Source organism: Pseudarthrobacter sp. S6 (assembly GCF_050156575.1).
Classification (GTDB): Bacteria; Actinomycetota; Actinomycetes; order Actinomycetales; family Micrococcaceae; genus Arthrobacter.
Window position 1 is genome coordinate 99,807 of sequence record NZ_CP189581.1, and the last position, 25,369, is coordinate 125,175.

The 25,369-nt window shown below is 65.7% G+C and carries 25 protein-coding genes and 3 pseudogenes; 13 read left to right on the forward strand and 15 right to left on the reverse strand.

Going from position 1 to position 25,369, the window contains the following annotated elements; all coding sequences use genetic code 11:
• Nucleotides 1-9 precede the first annotated feature (9 nt).
• Together ACQCS0_RS00515 and ACQCS0_RS00520 are read right to left on the reverse strand one after the other, a co-directional pair.
• Nucleotides 10-1,449, reverse strand: coding sequence for a hypothetical protein (locus ACQCS0_RS00515; RefSeq protein WP_426938993.1), 1,440 nt, complete (start codon nt 1,447-1,449; stop codon nt 10-12).
• On the reverse strand, nt 1,449-1,751 hold the full coding sequence (locus ACQCS0_RS00520) for a hypothetical protein (RefSeq protein WP_354155664.1): 303 nt from the start codon (nt 1,749-1,751) through the stop codon (nt 1,449-1,451). Before ACQCS0_RS00520 ends, ACQCS0_RS00515 begins: the two co-directional genes overlap by 1 nt.
• Nucleotides 1,752-1,940: 189 nt before the next feature.
• On the opposite strand from ACQCS0_RS00520, the gene purB reads away from it, so the two are divergent.
• From purB to ACQCS0_RS00550, 6 genes are all read left to right on the forward strand, one after another.
• A complete protein-coding gene (gene purB / locus ACQCS0_RS00525) occupies nt 1,941-3,383 on the forward strand; it encodes an adenylosuccinate lyase (protein ID WP_354155663.1) in 1,443 nt (480 codons plus the stop codon).
• Nucleotides 3,384-3,562: 179 nt separating this feature from the next.
• Entirely contained in the window at nt 3,563-4,234 is a 672-nt protein-coding gene (locus ACQCS0_RS00530) for a histidine phosphatase family protein (RefSeq protein ID WP_354155662.1), read from the forward strand.
• Nucleotides 4,235-4,331: 97 nt separating this feature from the next.
• Nucleotides 4,332-4,835 (forward strand): GNAT family N-acetyltransferase, encoded by a 504-nt coding sequence (locus ACQCS0_RS00535; RefSeq protein WP_354155661.1) that lies wholly within the window; start codon nt 4,332-4,334, stop codon nt 4,833-4,835.
• A 76-nt stretch (nt 4,836-4,911) separates the two neighbouring features.
• The gene (locus ACQCS0_RS00540) at nt 4,912-5,346 is read left to right on the forward strand and encodes an acyl-CoA thioesterase (RefSeq protein ID WP_082575848.1); all 435 of its coding nucleotides are present in this window, start codon (nt 4,912-4,914) and stop codon (nt 5,344-5,346) included.
• 107 nt (nt 5,347-5,453) lie between these two features.
• A complete protein-coding gene (locus tag ACQCS0_RS00545) occupies nt 5,454-6,080 on the forward strand; it encodes a thymidine kinase (protein ID WP_354155660.1) in 627 nt (208 codons plus the stop codon).
• Nucleotides 6,081-6,605: 525 nt separating this feature from the next.
• Nucleotides 6,606-7,385, forward strand: a complete 780-nt coding sequence (locus tag ACQCS0_RS00550; RefSeq protein ID WP_354155659.1) for an ACT domain-containing protein — start codon at nt 6,606-6,608, stop codon at nt 7,383-7,385.
• 80 nt (nt 7,386-7,465) lie between these two features.
• Here ACQCS0_RS00550 and ACQCS0_RS00555 read toward each other — a convergent pair.
• Nucleotides 7,466-8,083: pseudogene (locus ACQCS0_RS00555) on the reverse strand (IS1634 family transposase); the annotation flags it as partial.
• 69 nt (nt 8,084-8,152) lie between these two features.
• Here ACQCS0_RS00555 and ACQCS0_RS00560 point away from each other — a divergent pair.
• Nucleotides 8,153-8,950 (forward strand): LysR family transcriptional regulator substrate-binding protein, encoded by a 798-nt coding sequence (locus ACQCS0_RS00560; protein WP_426939971.1) that lies wholly within the window; start codon nt 8,153-8,155, stop codon nt 8,948-8,950.
• 97 nt (nt 8,951-9,047) lie between these two features.
• Here the strand turns inward: ACQCS0_RS00560 and ACQCS0_RS00565 are convergent.
• From ACQCS0_RS00565 to ACQCS0_RS00585, 5 genes and pseudogenes are all read right to left on the reverse strand, one after another.
• Nucleotides 9,048-9,242: pseudogene (locus tag ACQCS0_RS00565) on the reverse strand (2-oxo acid dehydrogenase subunit E2); the annotation flags it as partial.
• 545 nt (nt 9,243-9,787) lie between these two features.
• Complete coding sequence (locus ACQCS0_RS00570; RefSeq protein ID WP_354155655.1) at nt 9,788-9,994, reverse strand: hypothetical protein; 207 nt, start codon at nt 9,992-9,994, stop codon at nt 9,788-9,790.
• Nucleotides 9,995-10,304: 310 nt separating this feature from the next.
• Nucleotides 10,305-11,744 (reverse strand): amino acid permease, encoded by a 1,440-nt coding sequence (locus ACQCS0_RS00575; RefSeq protein WP_354155654.1) that lies wholly within the window; start codon nt 11,742-11,744, stop codon nt 10,305-10,307.
• Nucleotides 11,745-11,978: 234 nt separating this feature from the next.
• Nucleotides 11,979-12,152 (reverse strand): annotated as a pseudogene (locus tag ACQCS0_RS00580) (M18 family aminopeptidase); the annotation flags it as partial.
• Entirely contained in the window at nt 12,088-12,426 is a 339-nt protein-coding gene (locus ACQCS0_RS00585) for a hypothetical protein (protein ID WP_354155653.1), read from the reverse strand. The gene ACQCS0_RS00585 and the pseudogene ACQCS0_RS00580, both read right to left, overlap by 65 nt.
• Before the next feature lie 487 nt (nt 12,427-12,913).
• On the opposite strand from ACQCS0_RS00585, the gene ACQCS0_RS00590 reads away from it, so the two are divergent.
• The 5 genes from ACQCS0_RS00590 (at nt 12,914) to ACQCS0_RS00610 (ending at nt 18,070) form a co-directional block, all read left to right on the forward strand.
• A complete protein-coding gene (locus tag ACQCS0_RS00590) occupies nt 12,914-14,272 on the forward strand; it encodes an MFS transporter (protein ID WP_354155652.1) in 1,359 nt (452 codons plus the stop codon).
• Between the two features lie 109 nt (nt 14,273-14,381).
• On the forward strand, nt 14,382-15,065 hold the full coding sequence (locus tag ACQCS0_RS00595; RefSeq protein ID WP_354155651.1) for a GntR family transcriptional regulator: 684 nt from the start codon (nt 14,382-14,384) through the stop codon (nt 15,063-15,065).
• Nucleotides 15,062-15,877 (forward strand): aspartate/glutamate racemase family protein, encoded by an 816-nt coding sequence (locus tag ACQCS0_RS00600; RefSeq protein WP_354155650.1) that lies wholly within the window; start codon nt 15,062-15,064, stop codon nt 15,875-15,877. The genes ACQCS0_RS00595 and ACQCS0_RS00600 overlap by 4 nt, the downstream gene beginning before the upstream one ends.
• Nucleotides 15,878-15,887: 10 nt before the next feature.
• The gene (locus tag ACQCS0_RS00605) at nt 15,888-17,333 is read left to right on the forward strand and encodes an amidohydrolase family protein (RefSeq protein ID WP_354155649.1); all 1,446 of its coding nucleotides are present in this window, start codon (nt 15,888-15,890) and stop codon (nt 17,331-17,333) included.
• 8 nt (nt 17,334-17,341) lie between these two features.
• A complete protein-coding gene (locus tag ACQCS0_RS00610) occupies nt 17,342-18,070 on the forward strand; it encodes an aspartate/glutamate racemase family protein (protein ID WP_354155648.1) in 729 nt (242 codons plus the stop codon).
• Nucleotides 18,071-18,118: 48 nt separating this feature from the next.
• On the opposite strand, the gene ACQCS0_RS00615 is transcribed toward ACQCS0_RS00610, so the two are convergent.
• The 5 genes from ACQCS0_RS00615 to ACQCS0_RS00635 form a co-directional block, all read right to left on the reverse strand.
• Nucleotides 18,119-19,036 carry a diacylglycerol kinase family protein gene (locus tag ACQCS0_RS00615; RefSeq protein ID WP_354155647.1) on the reverse strand — a complete coding sequence of 306 codons (918 nt, stop codon included), beginning with the start codon at nt 19,034-19,036 and terminating at the stop codon, nt 18,119-18,121.
• 49 nt (nt 19,037-19,085) lie between these two features.
• The gene (locus ACQCS0_RS00620; RefSeq protein WP_354155646.1) at nt 19,086-20,459 is read right to left on the reverse strand and encodes an NAD(P)(+) transhydrogenase (Re/Si-specific) subunit beta; all 1,374 of its coding nucleotides are present in this window, start codon (nt 20,457-20,459) and stop codon (nt 19,086-19,088) included.
• Nucleotides 20,456-20,821: an NAD(P) transhydrogenase subunit alpha gene (locus ACQCS0_RS00625; RefSeq protein WP_354155645.1), complete on the reverse strand. Its 366-nt coding sequence runs from the start codon at nt 20,819-20,821 to the stop codon at nt 20,456-20,458. The genes ACQCS0_RS00620 and ACQCS0_RS00625 overlap by 4 nt, the downstream gene beginning before the upstream one ends.
• Nucleotides 20,821-22,029: a Re/Si-specific NAD(P)(+) transhydrogenase subunit alpha gene (locus ACQCS0_RS00630; protein WP_354155644.1), complete on the reverse strand. Its 1,209-nt coding sequence runs from the start codon at nt 22,027-22,029 to the stop codon at nt 20,821-20,823. The genes ACQCS0_RS00625 and ACQCS0_RS00630 overlap by 1 nt, the downstream gene beginning before the upstream one ends.
• Before the next feature lie 216 nt (nt 22,030-22,245).
• Nucleotides 22,246-23,322: an ATP-dependent DNA ligase gene (locus ACQCS0_RS00635; RefSeq protein WP_354223359.1), complete on the reverse strand. Its 1,077-nt coding sequence runs from the start codon at nt 23,320-23,322 to the stop codon at nt 22,246-22,248.
• Between the two features lie 239 nt (nt 23,323-23,561).
• On the opposite strand from ACQCS0_RS00635, the gene ACQCS0_RS00640 reads away from it, so the two are divergent.
• A complete protein-coding gene (locus ACQCS0_RS00640) occupies nt 23,562-23,798 on the forward strand; it encodes a hypothetical protein (protein ID WP_354155642.1) in 237 nt (78 codons plus the stop codon).
• Nucleotides 23,799-23,885: 87 nt separating this feature from the next.
• Here ACQCS0_RS00640 and ACQCS0_RS00645 read toward each other — a convergent pair whose 3' ends face one another.
• Both ACQCS0_RS00645 and ACQCS0_RS00650 read right to left on the reverse strand, forming a co-directional pair.
• Entirely contained in the window at nt 23,886-24,173 is a 288-nt protein-coding gene (locus ACQCS0_RS00645; RefSeq protein WP_354155641.1) for a MoaD/ThiS family protein, read from the reverse strand.
• Nucleotides 24,166-25,302 (reverse strand): exo-alpha-sialidase, encoded by a 1,137-nt coding sequence (locus tag ACQCS0_RS00650; protein WP_354155640.1) that lies wholly within the window; start codon nt 25,300-25,302, stop codon nt 24,166-24,168. The genes ACQCS0_RS00645 and ACQCS0_RS00650 overlap by 8 nt, the downstream gene beginning before the upstream one ends.
• Nucleotides 25,303-25,369: the final 67 nt, after the last annotated feature.

Consider the following 25,369-nt stretch of genomic DNA (forward strand, 5'->3'; position numbering starts at 1 on the left):
CCCGGCGGATCACCGCGCCCGGCCGATCTCAGAGGGCCGTGGTGGGGGGTCGGGCGTGGGCTTCGTTACAGGTTCTTGTGGCTTCGAACGGGTCAGCGCGAAGCGGGTGGCAGTTGCCGTGCCGCCTGCCCCCAGGACGCCGCTCAGGACCGCGGTTGACGCCATAAGTGAAGGATCCTCGCTCACTGCAACCTGACGGGCGCCTGCCTGGTAGTTGCTGAGCCGATGGCCCGGACCGATGCCGAATTCACCACCTTCGGGCGTGGTGACGGGACTGTTGAGGGTCACCGTCACCCGGTTTCTGGCGTCCGGGTTCGGTGTGCCGTCAGCTCCGGGCACCCAATCCTGCCTATGCTCCAGATGGAGTGCAGTGACGCCGGCCTCCGGAACAATGCCCCCTACGGGAGACCCTGCAGTGAGCACATACTCCATGTCGTACTGGTTGAGGAACCCTTCGTCGGCCGCAAGGTTCATGGCATGGATTCCACCTTGGCTGTAGCCCACCGCCACGATAGGCGCCCCTCTTTCCGCGCCTGCATCCTGCAGGGCCCGCAACACCGCTGCGTTGATTTCTGCGGAGCTATGGCCCAGCCCTTCAACGATGCCGGCTTCATCGAACGGATTCACGCCGCCAATTTCACCTCCGGCCTGGGTTCCGGGAATGACCACCACATAGGCCTTTTGTCCCCCTTTATCCACTTCGACGACTTCGATGTAGCCTTCACCGCGTTCATCGATGATCTGCGCCCGTGCCAACAACGCAGCCGGAGAGCCGTCGAATTCAATGGGCAGCGTCTCCTTCTTTTCCAGCGTGACCGATCGCGGCTGAAGGATTCGGTTTGAACGCCCGGACACACCGGCGAGCAAAGGAACGGCGGCCGCAATATGCCTTCCCGCCGCGAGGTCTGCCGCGAGCGCTACCCAAAAGCGCTCCGGGGAGACTGCCAGCAAGGCGGCCATGGCCAAAGGGCCTGCGACGAGCTCCGTGACTTCCCTGTTGGGAACGAAGCCCAACCCGAGATCCCCCGCCTGCCGACCGAGAGTTTCCGTGCTGGTCAGGCCGCCGCCCATGCCGCGCCCGAAACCCGCCCAGGCTTCAGCCGTTTCGTAGTCCCGCTTGCTGGCGCGCACCTGGTTACTGATTCTCTGCAGCTCCGCGCGCACGGCCTGGACGCTCCACTGTGCCTCGCCGACGCCAATCAGGGCCGCCGTCCCGGTGGTTCGCGCTTCATCCTGGTACGGACACAGGTCTTCCCAGATGCGGCGCACCTCCACTTCCACGGCAGCCAGCTCCCCTGCAGCAGCGTCAAGCTTCTCCGCGCCGCCTATGAGCTCCTCCAGCTGAAAACTGATGCCGCCAACGCCGCCCCTGATTTCCATTCCGCCGTCCACGGCAGGTCCTGTCAACTGGATTGGTCCGCCGCTCCCGGACGGGGTTACCTCGGCCATCAGTACCGCCCCGCCGGGTTGCCGGCGGAAGCTCCCACCGCCTGCGCGTGGCGTCGCACCGAAGACAACGCGTCCTCGAGCCGCACGCGTGCCTTTCCGAGCGCCGTCTCCTGTAGGGCTACCGAATTCCGGTATGCCTGCCCCGCAGGCGACTGCCAGTCCAGGAGCTGGATCTCGCGAAAGCCGCCAAGGACCTTTTCCACCCTCCCCAAGCAAAGATCAACCCGGGCCGCCAACTGCTGAACCTCATAACCGCGGGACATGCATGCCGCCATGTCGGCTGCCGTCACGTCACTGCCCATGCCCGATCCCCCCTTCCGGCGACCCGTACGAATATCTGATCCGTCAACGCCAAGTCCCGAACCCCGACGCTACGCAAGGCCGCCCGCACGGCGGAAGCATCGCCGTCGGCTATGTGGACAAGTCGCGCCGTTGTGAACATCAGACGGTCGGCTTAAGCGGCACTGAAGAGTTCATGAAAGAATCAGCACATGCCTGAAACTGCCGCCACAGCTGATACCCGCACGCCCTCTGGACGCCTGGCCCTCGCCGCGTCACCGGACCAGATCGCCCTGGGCCCGCTGGACGGCCGTTACCAGTCCGCCGTCGCGCCCCTCGTTGACTACCTGTCCGAGGCAGCCCTGAACCGTGACCGTGTGGGCGTGGAAGTCGAGTGGCTCATCCACCTGACCAGCAATAACGTCCTTCCCGGCGCAGTCCAGCCCACCGCGGAACAGCAGAATAAGCTCCGCGCGATCGTGACCGAATTCAGCTCCGCCTCGGTGTCCGAACTCGCCGAAATCGAAGCGGTCACGGTCCATGATGTGAAGGCTGTTGAGTACTACATCGCCCGCCGTCTGCCCGCCATCGGCATCGAGAGCCTGACCGCCATGGTCCACTTCGGCTGCACGTCCGAGGACATCAACAACCTTGCTTACGCCCTGGGCGTCAAGGGTGCTGTTGAGGACGTGTGGCTGCCCGCCGCACGCGCCCTCGTGGCCCAGATCAGCAAGATGGCCGAGGACAACCGCGCCGTCCCCATGCTGTCCCGCACGCACGGCCAGCCCGCCACGCCCACCACGCTGGGCAAGGAACTGGCCGTCATCGCGCACCGCCTGAGCCGCCAGCTGGACCGGATCGCCAAGACCGAATACCTGGGCAAGATCAACGGCGCCACCGGAACCTACGCCGCCCACGTCGCGTCCGTTCCGGGCGCCGACTGGCAGCACGTCGCCAAGTCCTTCGTCGAGGGCCTGGGCCTGACCTGGAACCCCCTGACCACCCAGATCGAAAGTCACGACTGGCAGGCCGAGCTTTACGCTGACGTCGCCCGGTTCAACCGGATCCTGCACAACGTCTGCACGGACATGTGGAGCTACATCTCCATCGGCTACTTCGCGCAGATCCCCGTGGCCGGCGCCACCGGCTCCTCCACCATGCCGCACAAGGTCAACCCGATCCGGTTCGAGAACGCCGAGGCCAACCTGGAAATCTCCTCCGGCCTCCTGGACGTGCTGGGCTCCACGCTGGTGACCTCCCGCTGGCAGCGCGACCTCACCGACTCCTCCAGCCAGCGCAACATCGGTGTGGCATTCGGCCACTCCCTCCTGGCGATCTCCAACGTGGCCAAGGGCCTGGACCGCCTCGACGTTGCCGAAGACGTCCTCGCCGGCGACCTGGACACCAACTGGGAAGTCCTGGGCGAGGCCATCCAGATGGTCATGCGCGCCGAGGCGATCGCCGGCGTCGAAGGCATGGAAAACCCCTACGAGCGGCTCAAGGACCTCACGCGCGGCCAGCGTGTGGATGCCGCCCGCATGCAGGAATTCGTGCAGAGCCTGGGACTCTCCCCCGAGGCCGAGGCACGGCTTCTCGCCCTCACACCGGGCAAATACACCGGCATCGCGGACCAGTTGGTGGACCACCTCAAGTAAGCAGCCCGGTGGTCGAGTGTTCAGTAACCACCAGTCATAAACGTACGACGGCGGCGCCGGGTCCTTTGAGGGCCCGGCGCTTTCCTGCCACCCGAGGGCACCAGCAACCGGGCAGGAACGTACGACGTCGGCACGGCAGTCAGACGCCGGATCTCGCCGCCGGATGCGAAACTGGAGTAATGAAGCTGCTCCTCATCCGCCACGGACAGACCCCCGGAAACGTTCTCGGCCAACTGGACACCGCCCACCCCGGGCCGGGGCTAACAGAACTGGGCGAACGCCAGGCAGAGGCCATGGCACGGTCCCTGGCCAACGAGCAGATAGGCGCCCTGTACGCGTCCACGCTCCTGCGCACCCAGATTACGGCCGCCCCGCTGTCACGGCTCCACGGGCTTGAGGTTGAAATCCTGGATGGCCTGCACGAAATCGAGGCAGGGGCACTGGAGAAACTGACCGACCATGAATCGCACATGCGGTACATGGGCACGGTGTTTGCGTGGGCAGCCGGTGACCTGGACCGCAGGATGCCTGCCGGCCCGAACGGCCACGACTTTTTCGAACGGTTCGACGCCGCCATCAACCGGATTTCCGACCGCGCGGCCAGCAACGGGGGCCCCGCCGTCGCGGCCGTAGTGAGCCATGGCGCGGCCATCCGCACGTGGACAGGGCTCCGAGCCGCGGGCGCCGACCATGAGTTCGCCGCCCGGCATGTCCTGTCCAACACCGGCATCGTGGCCCTGGAAGGGGACGCCGGCGCCGGCTGGAAGCTGATCCACTGGGATGGGAGCCCGGTGGGCGGCCTCGCCCTTACAGATCCGACCGCCGAGGACCCCACCGGTACCCAGAGGTAGCGGCCAAGTTCTCCATCCCCTTACGCGCAGGAAACACGGCGTTAATGGTGGGCCCGTAGGCTTGTTCTGCATCACCCTTCGGCGAAACGAGGCAGTCATGCAGACCAATCCGCGGCTCAACATCCGTTCGGTCACCTGGTCCAACCCCGTGGGCGCCGATCTGCGCAGGGCCCAGCAGGCGGAACTGGACGCCCGCTTCGGTACCCCGGACCACGAACCGGGGACCCCGCCGTCGGGCGCCGACTGTGCAGTGTTCCTCGTGGCGTACGACAAAGGCTCGGGACAGCCCGTGGGCTGCGGCGGACTCAGGCTCCTGGACAGCGCCTCGGCCGAAATCAAGCGGCTTTACGTACTCCCGTATACGCGGGGATCAGGCGTGGCCAGCTCCATTCTGGCGGCGCTCGAAGCAGAGGCGCACCAGCAGGGCATCACGCGCATCAAGGCCGAAGCAGGCTCGGCGCAGCCGGACGGCCGGAACTTTTACGAGAACTCCGGCTTCGAATCCGTCCCCAACTTTGGCGCTTACGTGGGCGTGGAGCATTCGTACTGCTACGCCAAGTCGATTGACTCGCACAGCGCCGCCCACACTGCGATGGCCTGAGCCAAATCCGGGCGGCGGCCCGTTACACAACAACCGACACGACGTAACGTGCGCCGCGGCACGCTAACCTCGCCATATGGAATCCACGGACATCACCTTCCGCACGCGCAAATGGATCCGGCCGGAGGACCTGAACGCCAACGGAACCCTTTTTGGCGGAAGCCTGCTGAAATGGATCGATGAGGAAGCCGCGATCTACGCCATCCTCCAGCTTGGCAACGGCCGCGCCGTTACGAAGTACATCTCGGAGATCAACTTCGTGAGCTCCGCCGTGCAGGGCGACCTGGTGGAGATGGGCCTGACGGCAACGCGCTTCGGCCGGACATCCTTGACCATGCGCGCCGAAGTGCGCAACATGATCACGCGCCAGAGCATCCTCACCATCGAAGAGATCGTCTTCGTGAACCTCAGCCCGGCCGGCAAGCCCGAGCCACACGGCTACACCGAAATCACCTATGAGCGGGACCGGATTCCCACTCATCACCTGACCGAAACGCTCATCCAGGACTAACGACGGCGGGACGCGCCTTACGCTGGCCGGCCCCGCGTCACGGCACCACCATGGGCCCCTGGGTCGTACGGCATAGGATCGATAGCCGGACCCTTGAAAGGACTCTCTTGGCCAAGCTCTACTTCCGCTACGGCGCCATGAACTCCGGAAAGTCCACCGGACTCCTGCAGGCCGCCTTCAACTACGAGGAGCGCGGACAGCGCGTCCTGCTGGCCAAGCCCGGCGTGGACACCAAAGGCGATACGGACATTGTGTCCCGGCTGGGCATGACACGGTCCGTGGACTTCCTGTTGGCCGCCACCACCCCCGTGCGCGAACTCTTCGCCGCCCATGCGGCCGGCGATGACCCGGATGCTCTGCTGGAGCACATGGACCAGAAGCCGGTGGCCTGCTTTCTGGTGGACGAGGCACAGTTTCTGACGCCGGACCAGGTGGATGACCTGTTCCGCATCGCCGTCCTGGACAACGTCCCGGTACTGGCCTACGGCATCAGGACCGACTTCCTGACCCATGCCTTCCCGGGATCACGCCGGCTTCTGGAGGTGGCCCACACGCTGGAAGAGCTCAAGACCATTTGCCGGTGCGGGCGCAAGGCCATCTTCAACACCCGGCGGGTTGGCAACAAGGTGGTGTTCGACGGCGATCAGGTGGCCATCGACGGCCAGGACGTCTGGTACGAATCCCTGTGCGGGTCCTGCTACCTCGAGGAATCCAGCGGCCAGCTGGGCTCCTGAGGCCTGGCGCCGCGCCCGGCAACCCTCCCGGCTCCGGATTCCATCCGCCTCAGATCTCACCCGGCGAACCCGGTACCTGCGGCACCCGCGGCACCCGATGCCGGAGGACAGGTGCCAGCACCACGGCGATCCCGACGGCGGCACCGATCACCGTCTCGTCGAGCCCGAAGCCAGGAGATGGCCACTGAACAGCCGCCGGTCACTACCAGGGTGAGAAGCTGAATAAACACTCCCACAGCACAGCGGAGGGCCGGCCGGTGGTCCTTGTTTGCGGGAGCGATGCTGAAAATCTCAGCGAGGATCTTCACGTGCTGATGGCGCCTTCCTGCAGTCCAACCGGTACATCACTGGCGGCCGCGCGGACGTCCACATTGATCCTACGGCAGCCTGTTCCCACGATCGGAACTGCAGGGCAACGCCGCCGAAACACCACCCTGTGATCCTTGAGGCATGAAGCCCACCACAAGGAAGCCTGCCCCTAGGAAGCCTCCCGCGGCTGATTTGAGCTGTGAAGTCTGCGGCCTGATGCCGGAACCGACCAAGACCCGCCTGACCTTGGCCAACGTGGCCGTTATGCTCCCGATCGAACTGCTGGTCCATGCCCTCGTAGTGGAAACTCACCTGCCGTATTTTGCCAAGGTCCTGGTCCTCACGTTCACCGCCACCGTGCTGGTGATCTGGGTGGCGGAGCCCTCAGCCGCCCGGATCCTCCGCGGCTGGCTGCACGCGCCGGCCCTCCGGCACCACAGGAAGCTGGGCAGCGCACCGGCGTTGTGGCGGGCGCGAACGGTGCTCCAGGACCATCCAGGTTCGCTGCAGAAAATCACCCGGGCGCTGGCCCGACTGGACACCAACATCCTCAGCATCCACGTCCACCCGGTTGCCGGCGGCGTGCTGGACGAGTTTGTGCTCTCGGCGCCGGGGAACCTCAGTGAACGGCACCTGCTGGAGGCACTGCACGACGGCGGCGGCTCGCGGTCGCGGGTCTGGCCCACCACCGCATTGGCCATGGCGGACGGCCAGACTAAGGCGCTGAGCCTGGCGGCCCGGATCGCCGATGCCCCTGACGAGCTGCCGCTGGCCGTCGCCGAGCTGCTTCGTGCCCGCATCCTTACGCCTGCGGAGGCGGTCCTGGAAAAGGACGACGCCGGCGCCCGCCTGAAGATCCCCACGGCCTGGCACGGACCCATCACGTTCGCCCGTCCCGGCGAACCGTTCACACCCGCCGAGTCAGCCCGCGCGCACCGGCTCGCCGAGCTCGCCGAAATTTTGGCCCACCGACCTGCCGCCAGCTGCCAGCACTAGCGGGAGTTTCCGGGCTGCGGGTTGTTGAGGGAGTGTTTGTGCTGGTCAGCGGGGATTTCCCGGGTCCCTGAGTGTATGACCTAAGTCCGTGGGGCGTAGGCGTTCAGGCCGAAGAGCGTGCTGAGTTTGGCGGCCGTGGCGTCGTGGTCGGTGAGGATGCGGCGGGCCTTGGGCCGGCCGCCGGTGGAGGGGTAGAGCAGGACTGTTTCCTGGATGGATCCCAGTGATGCCAGCAGTTCCCGGACGCTGAGGTGGATGCCGGCCTGTTCGGCGTCGCGGCGCATCAGGTTGGCTATTGCCAGGGCCAGGACGCAGTAAGAAGGCGTGCACGCGGATCTTTTGCTCGGACCAGTGGAACATGGGCGAGAACGAGACGGTTTTGGTGTCTTTAAGCTAACGGAATCCGGCCTCCACCTCGGATTGGGAGCGGTAGCCGGCAACTACCTCGGCGATGGGCCAGTCGTCGTGGTCGGTGACCAGGATGCGTTTGCCGAAGAATTCTGTCTCCAGCTCCTGCCGCGCTTGTTCGTCGATTTTGAAGCCAGGCGGAACTCGGCGGGAGTCTGCCCGGTCAGGTTGGTGGTGATGACCCGGTCGACCCAGCGGGGCCGGGTGATCTTGGTGATGGCAGACTGAACCTCGTCTTTGCTGCGGCGGGTTTTGCCCCGGGCCAGGGTGGCGGCGAGTTCGCCGAGCTGCCGCGGCACGAAAACTGGAAACAAGCCAGGCTTCAGTGTCCGAGCTCATCGGCCGGCTGGAGCACGAGCTTGAACACAGGCTCTTTACCCGGGGGCGGGCGGCGTCTTTTACCCACCACGGCCGCCGTCGAACTGCAGGTGCATGCGCTGCAGTCCGTCACCTCGTTCGACACCGGCGTGGAGGCGCTGAAATCCATGTCATCACTCGAAGGAGGCGTCTGCACGTTCGGTGTCCTGCGGTACGGCGCCCACTACGACCCGGCCGACCTGGTGCAGCGCTTCCACCGTCGCTACCCCAAGGTAAAGGTGCGCCTCGTCGGGCTGAATTCCTTGGCCGTGGCGGAATCAGTACTGTCGGGAGAAATTGAAGCAGGGCTGATCGTCCTGCCCGTGGCAGAGGCTGGCCTTCAGGTCCGGCCCCTGTTCCGTGACGAAGTTTTTTACGTATCGGCCACCCGGAGTCCAACGCGTGGTCCGGTGACCATCGAGGAACTGACGGAATCAAAGCTGGTCCTGTATGACGCCTTCGCTGGCTGGCAAGACCCGACGAGGCGGCAAGTCCTGGAGCGAGCACGGCTCAAAGGGCTGAAAATCGATCCGGCAATCGAGGTGGAACATGTCGATACCGCCCTGGGCCTCGTCGCCACCGGAGCGGCGGATACCTTTGTCCCGCAGGCAATAGTCAACGGCCCGGGCTTTCCGAAAAACGTCCACGCGGTCCCTTTTGCCGAACCTTTGTATGACACGATCGCCCTGATCCAGCGGGAGGGTGCGTACCTGTCCCCGGCGACACGGAAGATGGCCCAGATGGCCGCGCGGACCCTGCTGGCCAGGGTGACTCCTGGACAAGACGTAAGGGGGGCGTAACCGTCCGCTAGCCCAAGGCTAGCCCCAACCGGCGGGAGCGAAAGGCACGGGTACGGCTGAGAGGCGAGTGTCACCGGCACAACTGCGTTCCGTCGCCTCACATGTCCGACAGAGCCGACCCCGGATTCTCGATCGCGTCGGCCACGTAGCGCAGGAATCCGCCCGCGGTCCCGCCGTCTCAGACGCGGTGGTCGAAGGTGAGCGTCAGTTTAGTTACTTTGCGGACGGCGAGTTCCCCGTGGACCACGCAGGGCTTGTCGATGATCCGCCCTAAGCCTGGGCTAGCGTTCTCGCGGGGGCCTGTACTCCTGGAGGCGTCCTAGCTTGTGAGCCCGGGAGAGGCCCGCGTGATCAGGAACAGATCCACCATAAGGACGGCAACACCACAGACCCTGACCTGCTGCGGTTCCTCTCACCCCTCGGCTGGGAACACACCAACCTCACCGGCGGCTACACCTGGCCGCGCGCCAACCACATCAAACCCGGCAAATACAGGCCACTACGACGATCGGTAAAACCTTAGTCGGATATTTCACTTTTTCACAAGCCACCCCTATATGGGCGGACGATGACGGCCCCCGGGGCCCCGGGTATACGGTGGCCGCACCGGGCCATTCGACCCCGAATTCAGTGAGCAGTCCGGTGCTTCACGGCAGGTAGACATTGTTCATTGAAGCCGTGCTGTCGCCCCAGCTGAAAGTCCCGTGCAGAAAAGTGCCGGCGGTCCAGCACCGGATATTTCCAGCTCTGCCTTGCGCCCGGTGGCGCGGTCGAACTCGTCCCGTGTGTGGGTCAGCTGGTTCAGCGGGAAACGGGCCGCCTCCGGAAAGTGCTGGGTCAGTTCCGAGGCGAGCGTGGACGCAAAGTGCCGTAACTGCGCCAGCCCTGGAGGGTGACGATCAGCAAGGCGTTTCCGGTGCCCCAGCGGGACCAGTCGGCCATCCAGAACGAGGCGAAGCAACTGGCGGGTTCGCCGGGAACCTGCACGCCGTGGCGGTACACCGGACGCAGCGCCAGGCCAGGATTGGCGCCGGCGAACGCCATGCTGCGTCGCCATGTTCCGGCGGGAAGTGAGCAAAAGCGCGGCGACGCCCGGTCCTCTGCCTCAGGCAGGTCCAAGAGTTAGCGGGCAGCCACTTGCGGCAGCCTGGCTGCCCCGGATTACCCCATCTCCGTGGCGGGCTTCCCTGGACGGGGCAGATCCAAGTGCCCGGATCCGTTCACGTTCAAACCAGCCCAGGTGTCCTTACGGCCGATTGCGCCGCCGGAATCTACCCACTTTTGGCTCAGAACGCACCATAAACCCGGGCGGGTTGAGGCGACTCGCCGCACGGACGCCTCAAAGCCGGGGAAATTACGACGCCGGGCCCGCGCCTGCGCCGACCGCTTCGGTTTCCGCCCCAGCTACCTCAGAGGCGTCGGCCGCAGCTGCCGAAACGGCCGCTGTGCCACCCTTCCGGTAGCGCCACACCCCGATGCCCACCACTATGGCAGCCAGTGCAACCGAAAGCAGCAGCGATTCGCGGGTTGCTTCCAGGATCAGCATGCCGATGATCAGGGCAGCGATGCTGGCAATGGCAATCCACGTCAGATAGGGGAAGAGCCACATTTTCAGGGCCAGGTCCTTGGCCGCCGCACCCATCCGGCGGCGCAGGATCAGCTGCGAGGCGGCGATCACCAGCCAGACGAACAACGCGATGGCGCCGGAGGTGTTCACCAGGAAGAGGAAAACAGTGTCCGGTGCCACGTAGTTAAGCCCCACAGTGACAAAGCCGACCACGGTGGAGGCCAGCACGGCAGCAGCCGGAACGCCGCGCTTGGAGATCTTCATCCATGACTTGGGCGCATCGCCTCGCCGGGACAGGGAGAACAGCATACGGCTCGCCGTATACAGGCCTGAGTTGAGGCAGGAAAGCACGGACGTCAGCACCACAATGTCCATGATGGTGCCGGCCCCGGGGATACCGAACAGCTCGATAACGGCAACATACGGGCTCTTGGCCACGTTGGCGGAGTTCCACGGCAGCAGGGTAACCACAATGGCGATGGAACCGATGTAGAAGACCAGAATGCGCCACACAGTGGACTTCACTGCCTTCTTGACGGCGTCCACCGGGTTCTCGGATTCTCCGGCGGCAATGGTGGCGATTTCTGCTCCGAAGAAGGAGAACACCACCACCAGGATGCCCGCCAGCACGGCCCCAGGCCCGTTGGGTAGGAAGCCGCCGTTTCCTGTCAGATTGCTGAGTCCCGGCGCCGGAACACCGGGAACCAGGCCGAGGATGGCGGCGATGCCGAAGAGCAGGAACAGCGCGATGGCGGTCACCTTGATGGAGGCAAACCAGAACTCGAATTCGCCGAACGACTTCACCGAACCCAGGTTGGTGAGTGTCAGCAGCACCATAAGCAACAGGGCCCAGACCCACTGATCAATGCCGGGCACCCAGCGGTGCATGATGGCTGCACCGGCCGTCGCTTCGATTCCCAGCACAATGATCCAGAACCAGGCGTACAGCCAGCCGATGCTGAATCCGGCCCAGCGGCCCAGTGCCTTGTCCGCATAGGTAGAGAACGAGCCGGTTTCCGGGTTGGCAGCGGCCATTTCCCCCAGCATCCGCATCACCAGTATGACCACCAGACCGGCGGCCATGTAGGCGATCAGGATGCCCGGGCCCGCCTGCTGGATGGCCGCGCCGGACCCCACAAACAGCCCCGCCCCGATCACGCCGGCAATGGCGATCATGGACAGGTGCCGTGGTTTCAGTGATTTTGAGAGCTGCTGGTCAGCGTGCATTGATGCGCCGTCCTTTGGTTGGTTTCCGGGTCCGGATCGGTTCAGCAATTCTGTGTCTCGGACCACATTCTTGTTTCACCCTAGACCGCACGCCAGCGCTGACCTCCTATGCAGTTACACAGATTACGTCAGGCGAAACCGGACATCCTCACAGCCGGGAACACCAGAAAGCAAGGAAAGTTTTCCGCCGGGCAATTATGAAACGAGGCGGAAATCTCAGTCCCGGATCGGAGCCTACGCCGCGGTCCGGAAAAACAGCCCGGCCACCTTCGCCAGCCGGTGCGGATCCCCGAGGCCGCAGAGGTCGCAGGCCGAGTGCATGGACAGCAGCGGCGCACCAACATCAACGGTCCTGATCCCCAGACGCGTGGCGGTGATCGGGCCGATGGTGGAGCCGCACGGCATTACATATGGGGCTCGGAATTTCCCGGAGCATCAGGAGCGCGACTCCGTGCCGGGCCAGCCTCTGGAGGACCTGCTCACGGAACGCAGTTGCTGATCGGCCGTCACCGAAGGCCAGCGGCCTGGTGCGTGCCGGCATGCCCGAGGCGCCTTCCATTGCCTCGGCGATGTCTTCGGCCTTGCCCAGATACCGCTGCGAGACGATCTTGGGTTTGCCATCGACCCGGGCGACTTCACGCAGGTAATAGTACGTTTGCCCGTTGATCGTCTTCCCATGCACGCTTGCCATACTTTAGGTCCAACACGGTTCGATCACGCCCGTCCACGACCGACACGCCTAAACGCGCGGGTCAGCGACGGAAATTATGAGTTTGGCCCGATCTTTTCGACTCCGGGAATCCGTTAGCCACGAAACTCCCGCTAGCGCCCAGGCACAAGGGCCCCGGCACTTGGCCGCCGTCGGACCTGACCCGGCATGGGGAAGGTCGAACCACACTTCTCCATGCCGCAGCGCAGCCAGTCACAATCCGTTTTTAAGGCCCACACCGGCGCAATTGAAGAAAAGCCTTGACAGTGGCGCGGGTCACTTCTATCTTTAATTTTGGGATCCCAAAACGGGATCCCAAAAGATTCAAGACATTTTCCGGCGCTTCCCACCGCGCAATCCGGAGCCACATTCTTCTATCACCCGCACACCCGCGGGCCATACTTTCCAAATTCCGGATCTCTCCGTTCCCCATCCGTAACTTCCCCGTGAAGGAGAAGCTGTGTCTATTCCGAACACCGAAACAGTAACCGCTGACGGCACCTTGAACCCCGCGACCAGCGGCGAACAGCAAAAGGACGGGATGCAACGTCGCACCAGCGTCCGCTGGAAAATGTTCCTGCTCCTGCTGGTCCTCGTCTCCGTGAACTACATCGACCGGGGATCCATCTCGGTCGCCCTGCCCATCATCCAGAAGGAATTCAACATGCCCCCGGAGCTCGTGGGCCTCCTGCTCTCGGCCTTCTTCTGGACCTACGCCCTGATGCAGATCCCGGTCGGCTGGCTGATCGACAAGTTCGGCCCCCGCAAAGTGATGACCGCGTCCTGCGTCGGCTGGGGCGCCGCGACGGCTGCCTCCGGCCTGGCCGGCGGGTTCCTCAGCATGTTCATCGCCCGGCTGGGCATCGGGGTCACCGAGGCCGGCGTCATGCCGGCCGGCGGTAAGCTGAACGCCATCTGGATGCACAAATCCGAACGCGGCCGCGGCGCCACCATACTTGACGCCGGAGCTCCCTTGGGCGCGGGGCTGGGCGGCATCCTCATCGCGGGCCTGATCGCATCGACGGGCAGCTGGCGGAGTTCCTTCATCATCGCGGGCGCCGCGACCGTGCTCATGGGCCTCGCCGTCTGGTGGTACGTTCGCGACAACCCGCGCCAGCACCGCGGAGTCAACGCCGCCGAGGCGGAATACCTTGAGGCCTCCCACGCGGCCGAGGACGCCGAAGCCGCACTCGACGGCAGCCAGGGGAAGCGTGCCCTGCTCCCCTACCTGAAGTTCCGTTCCTTTTGGGCCATGTGCTTCGGATGGCTGGGCTTCAACGGCGTGTTCTACGGCCTGCTCACCTGGGGCCCGCTCTACCTCGCCCAGGCCAAGGGCTTTGACCTCAAGACCATCGGCTGGTCCACCTTCGTGATCTTCGGGGCCGGATTCGTCGGGGAAATCCTGGGCGGCACCATCGCCGACAAATGGCGCAACTCCGGAGCTTCGGCCAACCTCGTTATGCGGACCCTTCTCGGTATCTCCAGCATCGTAGTAATCGGCGGCCTCATCGGAGTTACCATCGTTGCCGATTCGACGACCGCTGTAGTCCTCCTGTCCGTGGTCATGTTCTTCCTCCGCTGGGTGGGCCTGTTTTGGAGCATCCCCTCTATCTTGGGCGGCCGGACGAACGCCGGTGTCCTGGGCGGCGCCATGAACTTCAGCGGTAACATCGCCGGTTTCGTCACGCCGATAGCCGTGGGCCTGATCGTCGGGGCGACCGGCTCCTACACGTGGGCTCTGCTGTACTTCGTGGGATCCGCAATCATTATGGGCGCCTCTGTCCTGACGTTGAACTACAACAAGCGGCTTCCCGTCTAGGCCACCTGTATAGGACAACCGTCCAGGCCGGCCCGCCCTAAGCTAGGCCACAGCACCATCTTCCGGCCGCCGGGAGCGTAACGTCACCAAAGAATCCGAATGGAGCACCATGCTTACCGCCGCAGAGACCCAGGACAAGGAACGCCCCCTCCGCGAGACTGTCCGGGACACCCTCCGCACCAGGATCTTTGAAGGGCATTACGCTCCCGGCACACGGCTGGTGGAGCGTGACCTCGCAGCCGAGTTCAATGTCTCCCGGCTGCCGGTCCGCGAGGCGCTCCGGATGCTGCGCCAGGAGGGCCTCCTCAGCGACCGGGGAGCCCGCGGAGCCGAGGTCAGCTCACTCAGCCCCAAGGACGTGGAGGATCTCTTCGACGTCCGGCAGTCACTGGAGGTGCTGGCCTGCCGGCTTGCCGCCGTCCGCGCAACACCGGAGGACTTGGGCTACCTTGACGGCCTGCTGGAGGAGGCCGAACGCTGCCTCGCCAAGGGCGCCGTCATGGAAGCCCACCGGGCCAACAGCGAATTCCACGACGCCATCACCCGGATCGCGGACAACGGCTTCCTCAAATCCGCACTGGAACCGCTGCAGGGCCGCATGCACTGGCTGTTCCGGCACGTCAGCGACCTGCCCGAACTGATCCAGGAACACCGGGAATTGTCCGGCGCCATTGCCAGCGGCGATCCGGACCGTGCCGCGGCCCAGTCTGCGTCGCACATCGGCAAGTACCGCGAGCAGTTCCCCGACGACTTCCAGAAAACAGAACCCGCTCTTCACCGGAAGAAAAAATGAAACTCCTTATCATCAACCCCAATATCAGCCACGACGTTACGGCCCTGATTGAATCCGAAGCCCTCCGCTCGGCCGCACCGGACACCGAACTCGTGGTCCGCACGGCAGGGCACGGCGTCGAATACATCGAAACCCGCTTTGAGTCCCTGATCGCCGCCGGCGCCGTGGCAGAGGTCATCGCCGAATACACCGCAGACGCTGCCAGCAGCACCATCTCTGACGGCGCCTCACGCGGGGACCGCATCGACGGTGTTGTCGTGGCGGCCTTCGGCGATCCGGGCCTGCCTGCCCTGAAGGAGCTCACTGACGTGCCCGTCATCGGCATTACGGAAGCCGCCCTGTGCGCCGCTGCACTGCAGGGCCACCGTTTCTCCATCATCGCCATCTCGGACCGGATCAAACCCTGGTACTTGGACTGCGTGGAACGCTTCGGCCTCGGCGGCCGGTTGGCCTCCATCCGCTCCATCAACGAAAGCCTCAACGGCATCGGGTCCGTGCAGCACGACTTCAAGGAAACGCTGCTGGCACTCAGCCGGCAGGCCGTGACCGAGGACGGCGCCGACGTCGTGATCCTCGCAGGGGCGCCCCTTGCCGGGCTGGCCCGCGAACTTCGGGGCCAGATCCCGGTTCCGGTGGTGGACGGCATCTCAGCCGGCATCCGCATCGCGGAGGCCGTCGTCGGGCTTCAGTCCGGACCGCACCGGGCCGGGGCCTTCGCGCCGCCGCCGGTCAAGGCCCGCAACGGCCTCTCCGAAAACCTCGACGCCGCCATGGCCGCCGCCCAGTCCGCACACGCCGCTTCACAGCTTTAGGAGGACCCCGATGTCCCGCCAGCCCGACCTTGTCATCGCCAACGCCACAGTAGTTAACAGCTTCGGCCGCCAGAACGCCCACGTCGTGATCCAGGACGGCCTGATCACCCAACTCGTGGAAGCCTCGGAAGCCATACCCGCCGCCGAACGCACCATCGACGCCGCCGGCCGGCTGGTGATTCCCGGCGGCGTGGACGGCCACTGCCATGTGGCCCAGGTGACCGGACGCTTCCGCACCCTCGACGACTACCGCACCACTTCGACCGCGGCACTGTGGGGCGGCACCACCACGATCATCGACTTTGGCATCCCCCGGGACGCCCAGGAAACCCCACTGGCCGCCGTCCTGCACAAGAAGGAACTCGCCGTTGAGTCCCGCTGCGACGTTGCCCTACACGGTGCGGTGGTGAGCTGGGACGAAACCGTGCCGTGGCAGCTGGAGCAGCTCGCCGCCGAGGGCGTCCGGTCCGTCAAGATGTACACCACCAACCGCGGCAGCACCATGGCGGACGGGGACACCATCCTGAAGGTCATGCGCGAGATGGTCCGGCTCGACGGCCTCACCTACATCCACGCCGAACACGACCCCATCATCAGCGACTGCACGCAGCAGCACGCCGACGACGGCAGGATCGGTATCGAACACCTGCACCGCACTCGGCCGGAACTCGCCGAGGAAATCTCGGTCAAGGAAACCCTGGCCATGGCCGAGTACACCCAGGCCCCCGTGTACTTCGTACACCAGTCCACGCCGGGCGCCGTGGATCTGGTCACCGAGGCACGTGCCCGCGGACAGGAAGCCTATTCCGAGACGTGCCCGCACTACCTCACCCTCGATGACACGGTGTACGGGTCAGCGTTCCCGGAGTGGTACGCCTGCTGCCCGCCAATGCGCAGCCCCGAAACCGTGGCCGCACTCAAGGAACGGCTGGCCGGCGGCGCCATCCACACCGTCGCCTCGGACCACTCCTGCTACGACCTTTCCCAGAAGCGCGAGCGCACGGACGACGTCCGCGCCATGCCGCACGGTCTGCCCGGTGTGGAAACCCGGATGCCCGTCACCTTCACGGCCATGGCTTCCGCCGGCAGCTCGGTGGAAGAATTCGTAGAAGTCTTCGCCGCGGGTCCGGCCCGCATCAACGCGGTCCCCGGCAAGGGGACCATCGCCGAAGGCTTCGACGCCGACCTGGTGATCTTCGACCCCGCCAAGGAACGGACGGTCGACGGCGGCGCGCTGCACATGGGCACTGATTTCTCGCCGTTCGACGGCCGGACGCTCACCGGCTGGCCCGCCGTCGTGGTGTCCGCCGGGCGGGTGGTGCTCGACGGTGCCGGCTTCCACGATCCCGGCGCCGTGGGGCGTTTCGTGGCCCGCAACGGCTTCCGCGAACATCTCGCGTCCGCCGCGGATTCCGCCCGCGCCACCACCCCCGCAACCCTCTCCGCAGCAAAGTAGGAGCAGCCATGCCTTCCGCAGCACGCAAGACCCGCATCGGCATGATCGTGCCGTCCTCCAACACCTGCCTGGAGCCGCAGAGCTACCGCATCCTGGGCGACCGGGACGACGTCACCATCCATTTCACCCGGATCCCCGTCACCCGGATCGCCCTGGATGACTCCTCGGACAAGCAGTTCGACCCCGCGGTTATGCGCACCGCCGCCGAGCTGCTGGCAACGGCCGATGTGGATGTCATCGCCTGGAACGGCACGGCCGGCTCCTGGCTCGGCGCGGACCACGATCGGGAGCTGGCCGGCGAAATCACGGACGCGACGGGCATCCCGGCCACCACGTCCACGCTGGCCTATCTGGAGGCTTTCGAGTCCTTCGGCACAGAGCGGATAGGGCTTTTCACGCCGTACACGGAGGACGTCAACCGCGCGGTTATGGACTCCTACCAGCGGGACGGGATCAAGACCATCGGCCACCGCGCCCTGGGGCTGAGCGACAACGAGTCGTTCGCCCGGGTCACGGACGACGAGATGCGGCCGGGGTCGCTGGAGCTGGCCGCAGCCCGTCCGGACGCCCTGGTCTACCTCTGCACCAACCTGTACGGCGCCAACATCGCGGCGGAAGTGGAGGCAGAAACCGGAGTTCCGGTGCTGGACTCCGTGGCCGTGACGCTGTGGCACTGCCTCAAACTTGCCGGGTCCCCCTTGCTCGCACCGAGGTGGGGCAGGCTGCTGGCCGGCTAACGGCCAGGCAGCAGGTCAGTGGCTTGCTGTTCCAGCAGCCTGGTTGGGCTACATCCGGATGGTCAGCGCGCCGGGCTCAAGGGTCATCAGGACGTGCTTGCCGTCGCCTTCGTGGTCGCCGTCGAGCTGGTAGTCATCGTTGTGTTCGAGGGTGATCTCCACGGATTTGCCCTGGTAGTACTCCACGGACGTGTCCTTTCCGCGGCCCTTGCCGATCATGCCGGCGATCACGGAGAACCACCCGAGCTTCCCCCTCGGGGCCAGCACCGCGACGTCCAGCAGCCCGTCGTCCATCTTTGCGTCCGGGAAGATCTCGAGTCCGCCCTGGACCTTGCCGCAGTTGCCCACCATTACGCTGCGGACGCCGCGGTGCACCACGTCCTTGCCGTCGATCACGATGGTCGCCTTCACCGGCTTGCCCGGCAGGTTCCGGATGCCGGCGTCAACGTACGCCAGCCAGCCCACCTTGTCCTTGAGGTCCTCGTTGGTATCCGCCATGATGGTCGCGTCGTAGCCCACGCCGGCCATCACCAGGAAGACCTGCTCCTTGTCCGGGTCATTGCGGACGGCCCGGACCACGTCTATCTTCCGTTCGGTGCCCACCAGCGCCCCCGCCATGGCACCGTCAAAGTCCGTGACGTCCATGCCGAGGTTGCGGGCCAGCAGGTTTCCCGTGCCAAACGGAAGCAACCCCATGGGCACGTCGCCGCCGGACAGGACCTCGGCCACACACCGCACGGTACCGTCGCCGCCGGCGGCAATAACGACGTCGGCCCCTTGCGAGAGTGCCTCCTTCGCCTGGCCGACGCCGGGGTCCTCCTTGGTGGTCTCCAGCCAGATGGGCTCACCCCAGCCGTTCTCCGAGCAGTGCTTCGCCGCCAGGGCACGCACGTCGATGTCCACCGGCTTGGCAGGGTTGATGATGATGGCCGGGCGCTTGAGGGAAGTGGAGCTGTTGGCTGTCATGGTGTCCTTCGCTGACATGGGAATGTGGGCCTGGGGACAGCGTACTTCGTTACAGCGCTTTCACCGCGCCCAGCACCTTGGCGAGTGAATCCTTGGCGTCGCCAAAGAGCAGCGAGGTCTGCGGCTCGTACAGGAGCTCGTTCTCGATTCCGGCGAAACCGGGCCGCATGGAGCGTTTCAGGAAGATCACCTGGCGGGCGTCGGCCACTTCCAGGATGGGCATGCCGTAGATCGGCGAGCCGGAGGACGTCTTCGCTGCCGGGTTCACTACGTCATTGGCGCCCACCACCAAAGCGACGTCGGCCATGCGGAATTCGGAGTTGATCTCGCCCATCTCCTTGAGTGATTCGTACGGCACGTTGGCCTCGGCCAGGAGCACGTTCATATGCCCGGGCATGCGGCCGGCCACGGGATGGATGGCGAAGTCCACCTCGATGCCGCGGGCCTCGAGTGCCAGGGCCAGCTCGGCCGCGGTGTGCTGGCCCTGGGCCACGGCCAGGCCGTAGCCGGGGACGATGATCACCCGCTGCGCGTAGCCCAGAAGCACCGCGACGTCCTCCGCGCTGGAGGACCTGACGGGACGTTCGCTCACGGCGGTGGATCCCGCCGTCGAACCTCCCTTGAACGCACCGAACAGGATGCCGGCCACGCTGCGGCCCATCGCGGCCGCCATGGCCCGGGTGAGGATGGTACCGGATGCGCCCACCAGCGTGCCGGCCACCACCAGCAGCACGTTGCCCAACACCACGCCCGACGCCGCCACGGCCAGGCCGGTGAACGCGTTCAGGAGCGAGATGACAATGGGCACGTCCGCACCGCCCACCGGCAGCACCAGCAGCGCGCCGGCAGCCAGGCCCAGCACCATCAGCAGCACCGCAAGCGCCGGGGAACCGGTCAGGACGACGGCGCCGGCGGTGCCCACCGCTGCGAGCAGCACCGCGGCCATCACCACGGGGAGGCCCGGAAAAACGACGGGGCGGGTGGTCATCAGCTCTTGGAGTTTGGCGAAAGTGACCCCGGAGCCTGCAAAGGAAACGGCGCCCACCAGGAGGGTGAACACGATTGCGACGCGGACCCAGGGGTCGGCCGTATGGCTGAGTTCCAGCAGCGCCACCAGGGCTGCGGCGCCGCCGCCCACCCCGTTAAACAGCGCGACGAGCTGGGGCATCTGGGTCATCTGCACGCGCCGGGCCACCGGCGCGGCCACTGCGGTCCCCACCGCGATGGCACCGATGATCCAGGGGATGTTGTCCAGCCGGGCGGAAAGGAAGACCGTAACGACGGCGAGCAACGCACCGAACGCACCGATGAGGTTGCCGCGGCGGGCGGTCCGGGGCGAGCTGAGCCCGCGAAGCGCCAAGATAAAGAACACCGCGGCGGCGAGGTAGAGAAGCGAGGTCCAGACCGGATCGAGGAGAGTCACTTCGGGTCCTCCTTACCGGTGGATTCCTTGAGCGGGGATTCCTGGAGCGGGGCGCCCTGGACCGGGGCTCCATGGCTGGCGACGTCCTTCCGGGCACGGAACATATGCAGCATCCGGTCTGTCACCACAAAGCCGCCCACCAGGTTGGCGGTGGCCAGCACCACGGCGAGGAGCGCCACGGCCAGGATCCACGGGTCCGCGGCCTGCCCGGCCACAATGATGGCGCCCACCAGGATGATGCCGTGGATGGCGTTGGCGCCGGACATCAGCGGGGTGTGCAGGGTACTCGACACCTTGGAAACCACCTCGAAGCCCACAAACACCGCCAGCACGGTGACCGTCAGCAGGCTCATGCCGTCCATCAGATTCCCCCCTCTGTCTGGACCCTGTCGTTCTGCACCCGGGGCGCATGGTCGGGCAGGGCAGGCACAAGTGCCGCCAGAGCCTCGGCCGTGGGCAGGTGCCGCACCGCGCCGTCGTGCGTCAGGCACGCTCCGGCTACCACCTCGTCCGCGAAATCGGGGGCGACGGTGCCTTCCCGGATCATCAGTGCGAGCAGGTTGGCCACATTCTTGGCGTACAGCCGCGATGCGTCCTGCGCCATCGCGGACGGCGCATCCTTCAGCCCCACCAGCGTGACGTGGCCCTGACCGTCAGCGGTGGGCACCAGGATGTCCTCGCCGGGAACGGCACCCTCCACGTTGCCGCCGGACTCAGCGGCGAGGTCGACCACGACGGAGCCGGGGCGCATGCCCTGCACCATTTGGTGGCTAACGAGGAGCGGTGCGCGCCTGCCCGGGACGGCCGCCGTCGTGATCAGGACATCCGCCATGGCGACGTGCGGGGCGAGGAGTTCACGCTGCAGGGCGCCGCGGTCGGCGCTGAGTTCGCGGGCGTAGCCGCCCGATGCCTCCGCCGTTTCCAGATCAAGTTTGATGAACGTACCGCCCATCGACGCGACCTCGTCGGCGGAGGCGGGCCGGATGTCGTTGGCAGAGACCCTGGCCCCCAGCCGCTTCGCGGTGCCGATGGCCTGCAGCCCGGCAACCCCGGCGCCAAGCACCAGCACCCGGGCCGGCGGGACGGTGCCGGCAGCGGTCATGTACAGCGGGAAGAAGCGCGGGAGCCGGATGGCGGCTTCCAGCACGCAGCGGTAGCCAGCCACCAGGGCCTGGGAGCTGAGCGCATCCATGGACTGGGCCCTGGAGATGCGGGGCACCAATTCCAGGGCGAAGGCGGTCACGCCGGCCTCCACGAGCGCCTGCACGGTGGCGAGCTCGGACGACGGCGACGCCAGGCCAACGGTGACGGTGCCCCTTTTCAGGGCTGCCGCCGTCGGGGGTTCCAGCGGGCGGACGTGGACCAGGACATCGAGGTCACCGGGATCCAGGTCCTGGACGATTCGGGCACCGGAATCGGCGTAATCGTGGTCAGAATGGCCGGCGGCGGCCCCGGCTCCTGCTTCGATCAGGACCTCCAGGCCCAGCCCTGCCAGCTGCTTGACCGTTTCCGGCGTGGCGGCCACACGCTGCTCACCCTCATGCCGTTCCCGCGGTATGCCCAGTTTCAAACCGCCAACTCCCTTACGGACGTAGTTGGCTCGAGTCTATGGCGCCTTGCACGAACTGGCAGCTAATTCGCTCAGATTCGCATTTTGGGGGCATTTTGATGCCTGTTCGGGCAGACCCGCAAGAGCTAGCCGGCCGCCGGTTTACCGGAGAGGCAATCGGGTCAGGATCGTACGACGGCGGGCGACGGCTTGGGTGGCCTTCCGGGGACCGTGCGCCTACGGCCGTCCGGTGTCCAGGACCGAGGCAAGGTCGAAGCTGACCGGTTCCTCCAGCTGTCCGTAGGTGCATGATGCGGCGTCCCGGTCCGGCCGCCAGCGGTTGAACTGGGCAGTGTGGCGGAAACGCTCACCTTCCATATGGTCGTACCGGACCTCCACCACCAGTTCGGGCCGGAGCGGCACAAAGGACAGGTCCTTGCCGGCGCTCCACCGGCTGCCCTCGGCGTTCCGCGGTGTCCGATCGCCTTCCTCCTGCTTGGCCCATGCCCACGGGTGCCCGTCAAAGTCGGTGACCAGTTGCTGCAGTTCGGCAAAAAGCTCCTGCCGGCGCTTCATGGGGAAGGCGCCGATCACTCCCACGCTGGCCAGGCCGCCGTCGTCCTTGTACAGGCCCAGCAGCAGCGAGCCGATCACGTCCGGCCCGCTCTTGTGCACGCGGTAGCCGGCCACCACACAATCGGCCGTACGTTCGTGCTTGACCTTGAACATCACGCGTTTGTCCGGCTGATAGATACCGTCCAGCGGCTTGGCCACAATCCCGTCCAGGCCTGCGCCTTCGAACTGCTGGAACCATTGTTCAGCGACCGCTTTGTCCTGGGTTGCCGCCGTGAGGTGGACGGGAGCCTTGCTGCCCGCAAGCGCCTTTTCCAGCGCTGCCCGACGCTCGGCGAAGGGCCGGCCGGTGTAGTCGTCGCCGCCGAGGGCCAGCAGGTCAAAGGCCACGAACTTGGCCGGAGTCCGTTCGGCGAGGAGCTTTACCCGGCTGGCGGCGGGATGGATGCGCTGCTGCAGGGCGTCAAAATCCAGCCGGTCACCGGATGCCCCCACCAGGACAATCTCGCCGTCCAGCACACAACGGGGCGGCAGGTTCTCCTTCAGGGCCTCCACGAGCTCAGGAAAATACCTGGTCATGGGCTTTTCGTTGCGGCTGCCGATCTCCAGCTCATCGCCGTCACGGAAGATGATGGACCGGAACCCGTCCCACTTGGGCTCATAGCTGAGGGCCCCGTCGGGCATCCCGCTGACGGCCTTGGCGAGCATGGGGGGGACGGGAGGCATCACGGGAAGTTGCATAGTGCCCATTCTTGCCCGGGAGGGCCCTCGGCGGTAGGCCTGAACTGGCACGATGCCCAGCTGAAGGCCCCGGCGGGGTTTGACGCGTGGCATTCGCCGAATCCTGTGGTGCCAGCGGAAACGAATCGATCGCGGAGAACTAACCGGCTCCTAACGTTGAGGAAACCAGGGCGCAACATTGCCCAGCCACACTGGAAGTGCCGGCAAGCGCAGGCACCAGCTCCAGCCAGGAGGCACCCATGTTGAAGGAAGCCAGAGCCCATGTAGCAAGAGTCCGCGCCCTGGACCAGCTCCACCGCGGCGATGAAATCGAAGCCCGCCTCTCTGTAGGCCCCAGCTATGACGACGTGGTGGTCCGCCGAGGCAGCGTCCAAGAGACCGCCCCGGGCATCGGCGTTGTCTGGATCATGGACCACCACACCGGCATGCGGAAAGCAATCAATACGGACGAATGCAGCGTCTGGCGCATCGCTTGACCGGGCGCCGCCATTCCACACACCATCAGCACCACGACGCCGGGCCGTAGTCAGTTAGGACTGCCCGCCGTTATGGAGCCGCCTGGCTTAACCTCCGGCCACCGACTGGATGACCAGCACCTCTTGGCCGGGCGACACCTCGGTTTCCAAGCCTTGGAGCCGGCGCACTTCGTCACCGGCAACGTAAATATTCACGTAGCGGCGAAGTGCGCCGGTTTCGTCGCGCAGCCGCCTGGCCAGCACCGGGTAACCCGCGGTCACCGAATCCAGCAGGCTTCGCACCGTCACCGTCCCTTCGGCGGGCGCAGTCAGGATGGACTGCCCGCCAGCCAGCGGGTGGAGGATGCTGGGAAGAACTACGCTGATGTCAGGCACCGCGGGCCGCTGCCGTTTCCGGAACCGCCAGTCCAGCCGCAGAGACTACGGCGGCGCGGACACACAGGACGTCGGGGAGATGGCTGACAACCTCAGCAAACGTCTCCCCTTCATCCGCGCTGGCGTACACCGTGCCGCCGCGCGTTCCGAAGTAGACGCCGGCCGGCTCGGATGAATCCACGCCAGCGGCGTCACGAAGCACACTGTTGTACTCACCCTCGGGCAGGCCCGTGTCCAGGCGCTTCCAGGTGGCCCCGGCATCGTCCGTTCGGTGCACGGCAAGCTTCCCTTCGGGCGGGATCCGCTCGCCGTCGGCCTTGAGCGGCACAACCCAGGCGGTTCCTTCCCGGCGGGGGTGCGTCAGCATCACAAAACCGAAGTCGGCCGGAAGTCCCTCGGCGATGGAGTTCCAGTTTTCGCCGTTGTCATCCGTGCGGTAGACGCCGTGATGATTCTGCGCGTACAGCCGTCCGACCACCGCAGCATCGGCCGCGATCTTGTGGACGCACTGGCCGAACTCAGGATTGGGGTCCGGCATGAAGTAGGCCGAAATACCCTTGTTGCGGGGCTCCCAGGACTCACCGCCGTCGAGCGAGCGGTACACACCGCCGGTGCTCATGGCGACGTGGACGTTGTCCCCTGCCGGATTGACCACGATGGAGTGGGCGGCGGCGCCGCCGTAGCCCGCACCCCAGTCGCTGCGATGAGGGTGGTCCCAGAGCCCGCGGTTGAGTTCGAAATGCTCGCCGCCGTCGGTGGATTTCCAGACCGAGATCGGTTCGGCACCTGCCCATACCACCCCTGGCCGCGACTCTGCGTCCGGGTAGATCTGCCAGATGCGCTCCACTGCCGCGCCGGTGTGTTCGGGAAACGTGATGGCGCCCTGTTCAGGTTCGGTCCAGGTGGCGCCCAGGTCATCGGAGTGGGCCACAGTGGGGCCCCAGTGCTCGGACCTGACGCCCACCATGATCCGGGTACGGCCGTCCCGTGTGTCGATCCCGATGCTGGGGATTTCGCTCATCAGAAAATGCGGGCCGGAGAAGGACCAATGTTTCCGGTCCTGGCTGGTGGCCAGCCAGAGGCCTTTTTTGGTCCCGATTGCTAAGACAAAGTTCTCTGCGGTTGCCATGCACCCATGCAACCACCCCGACCGGAGGCCCGCAACGCTTTTCATCGCTATGTCGACTGGTCCGCGG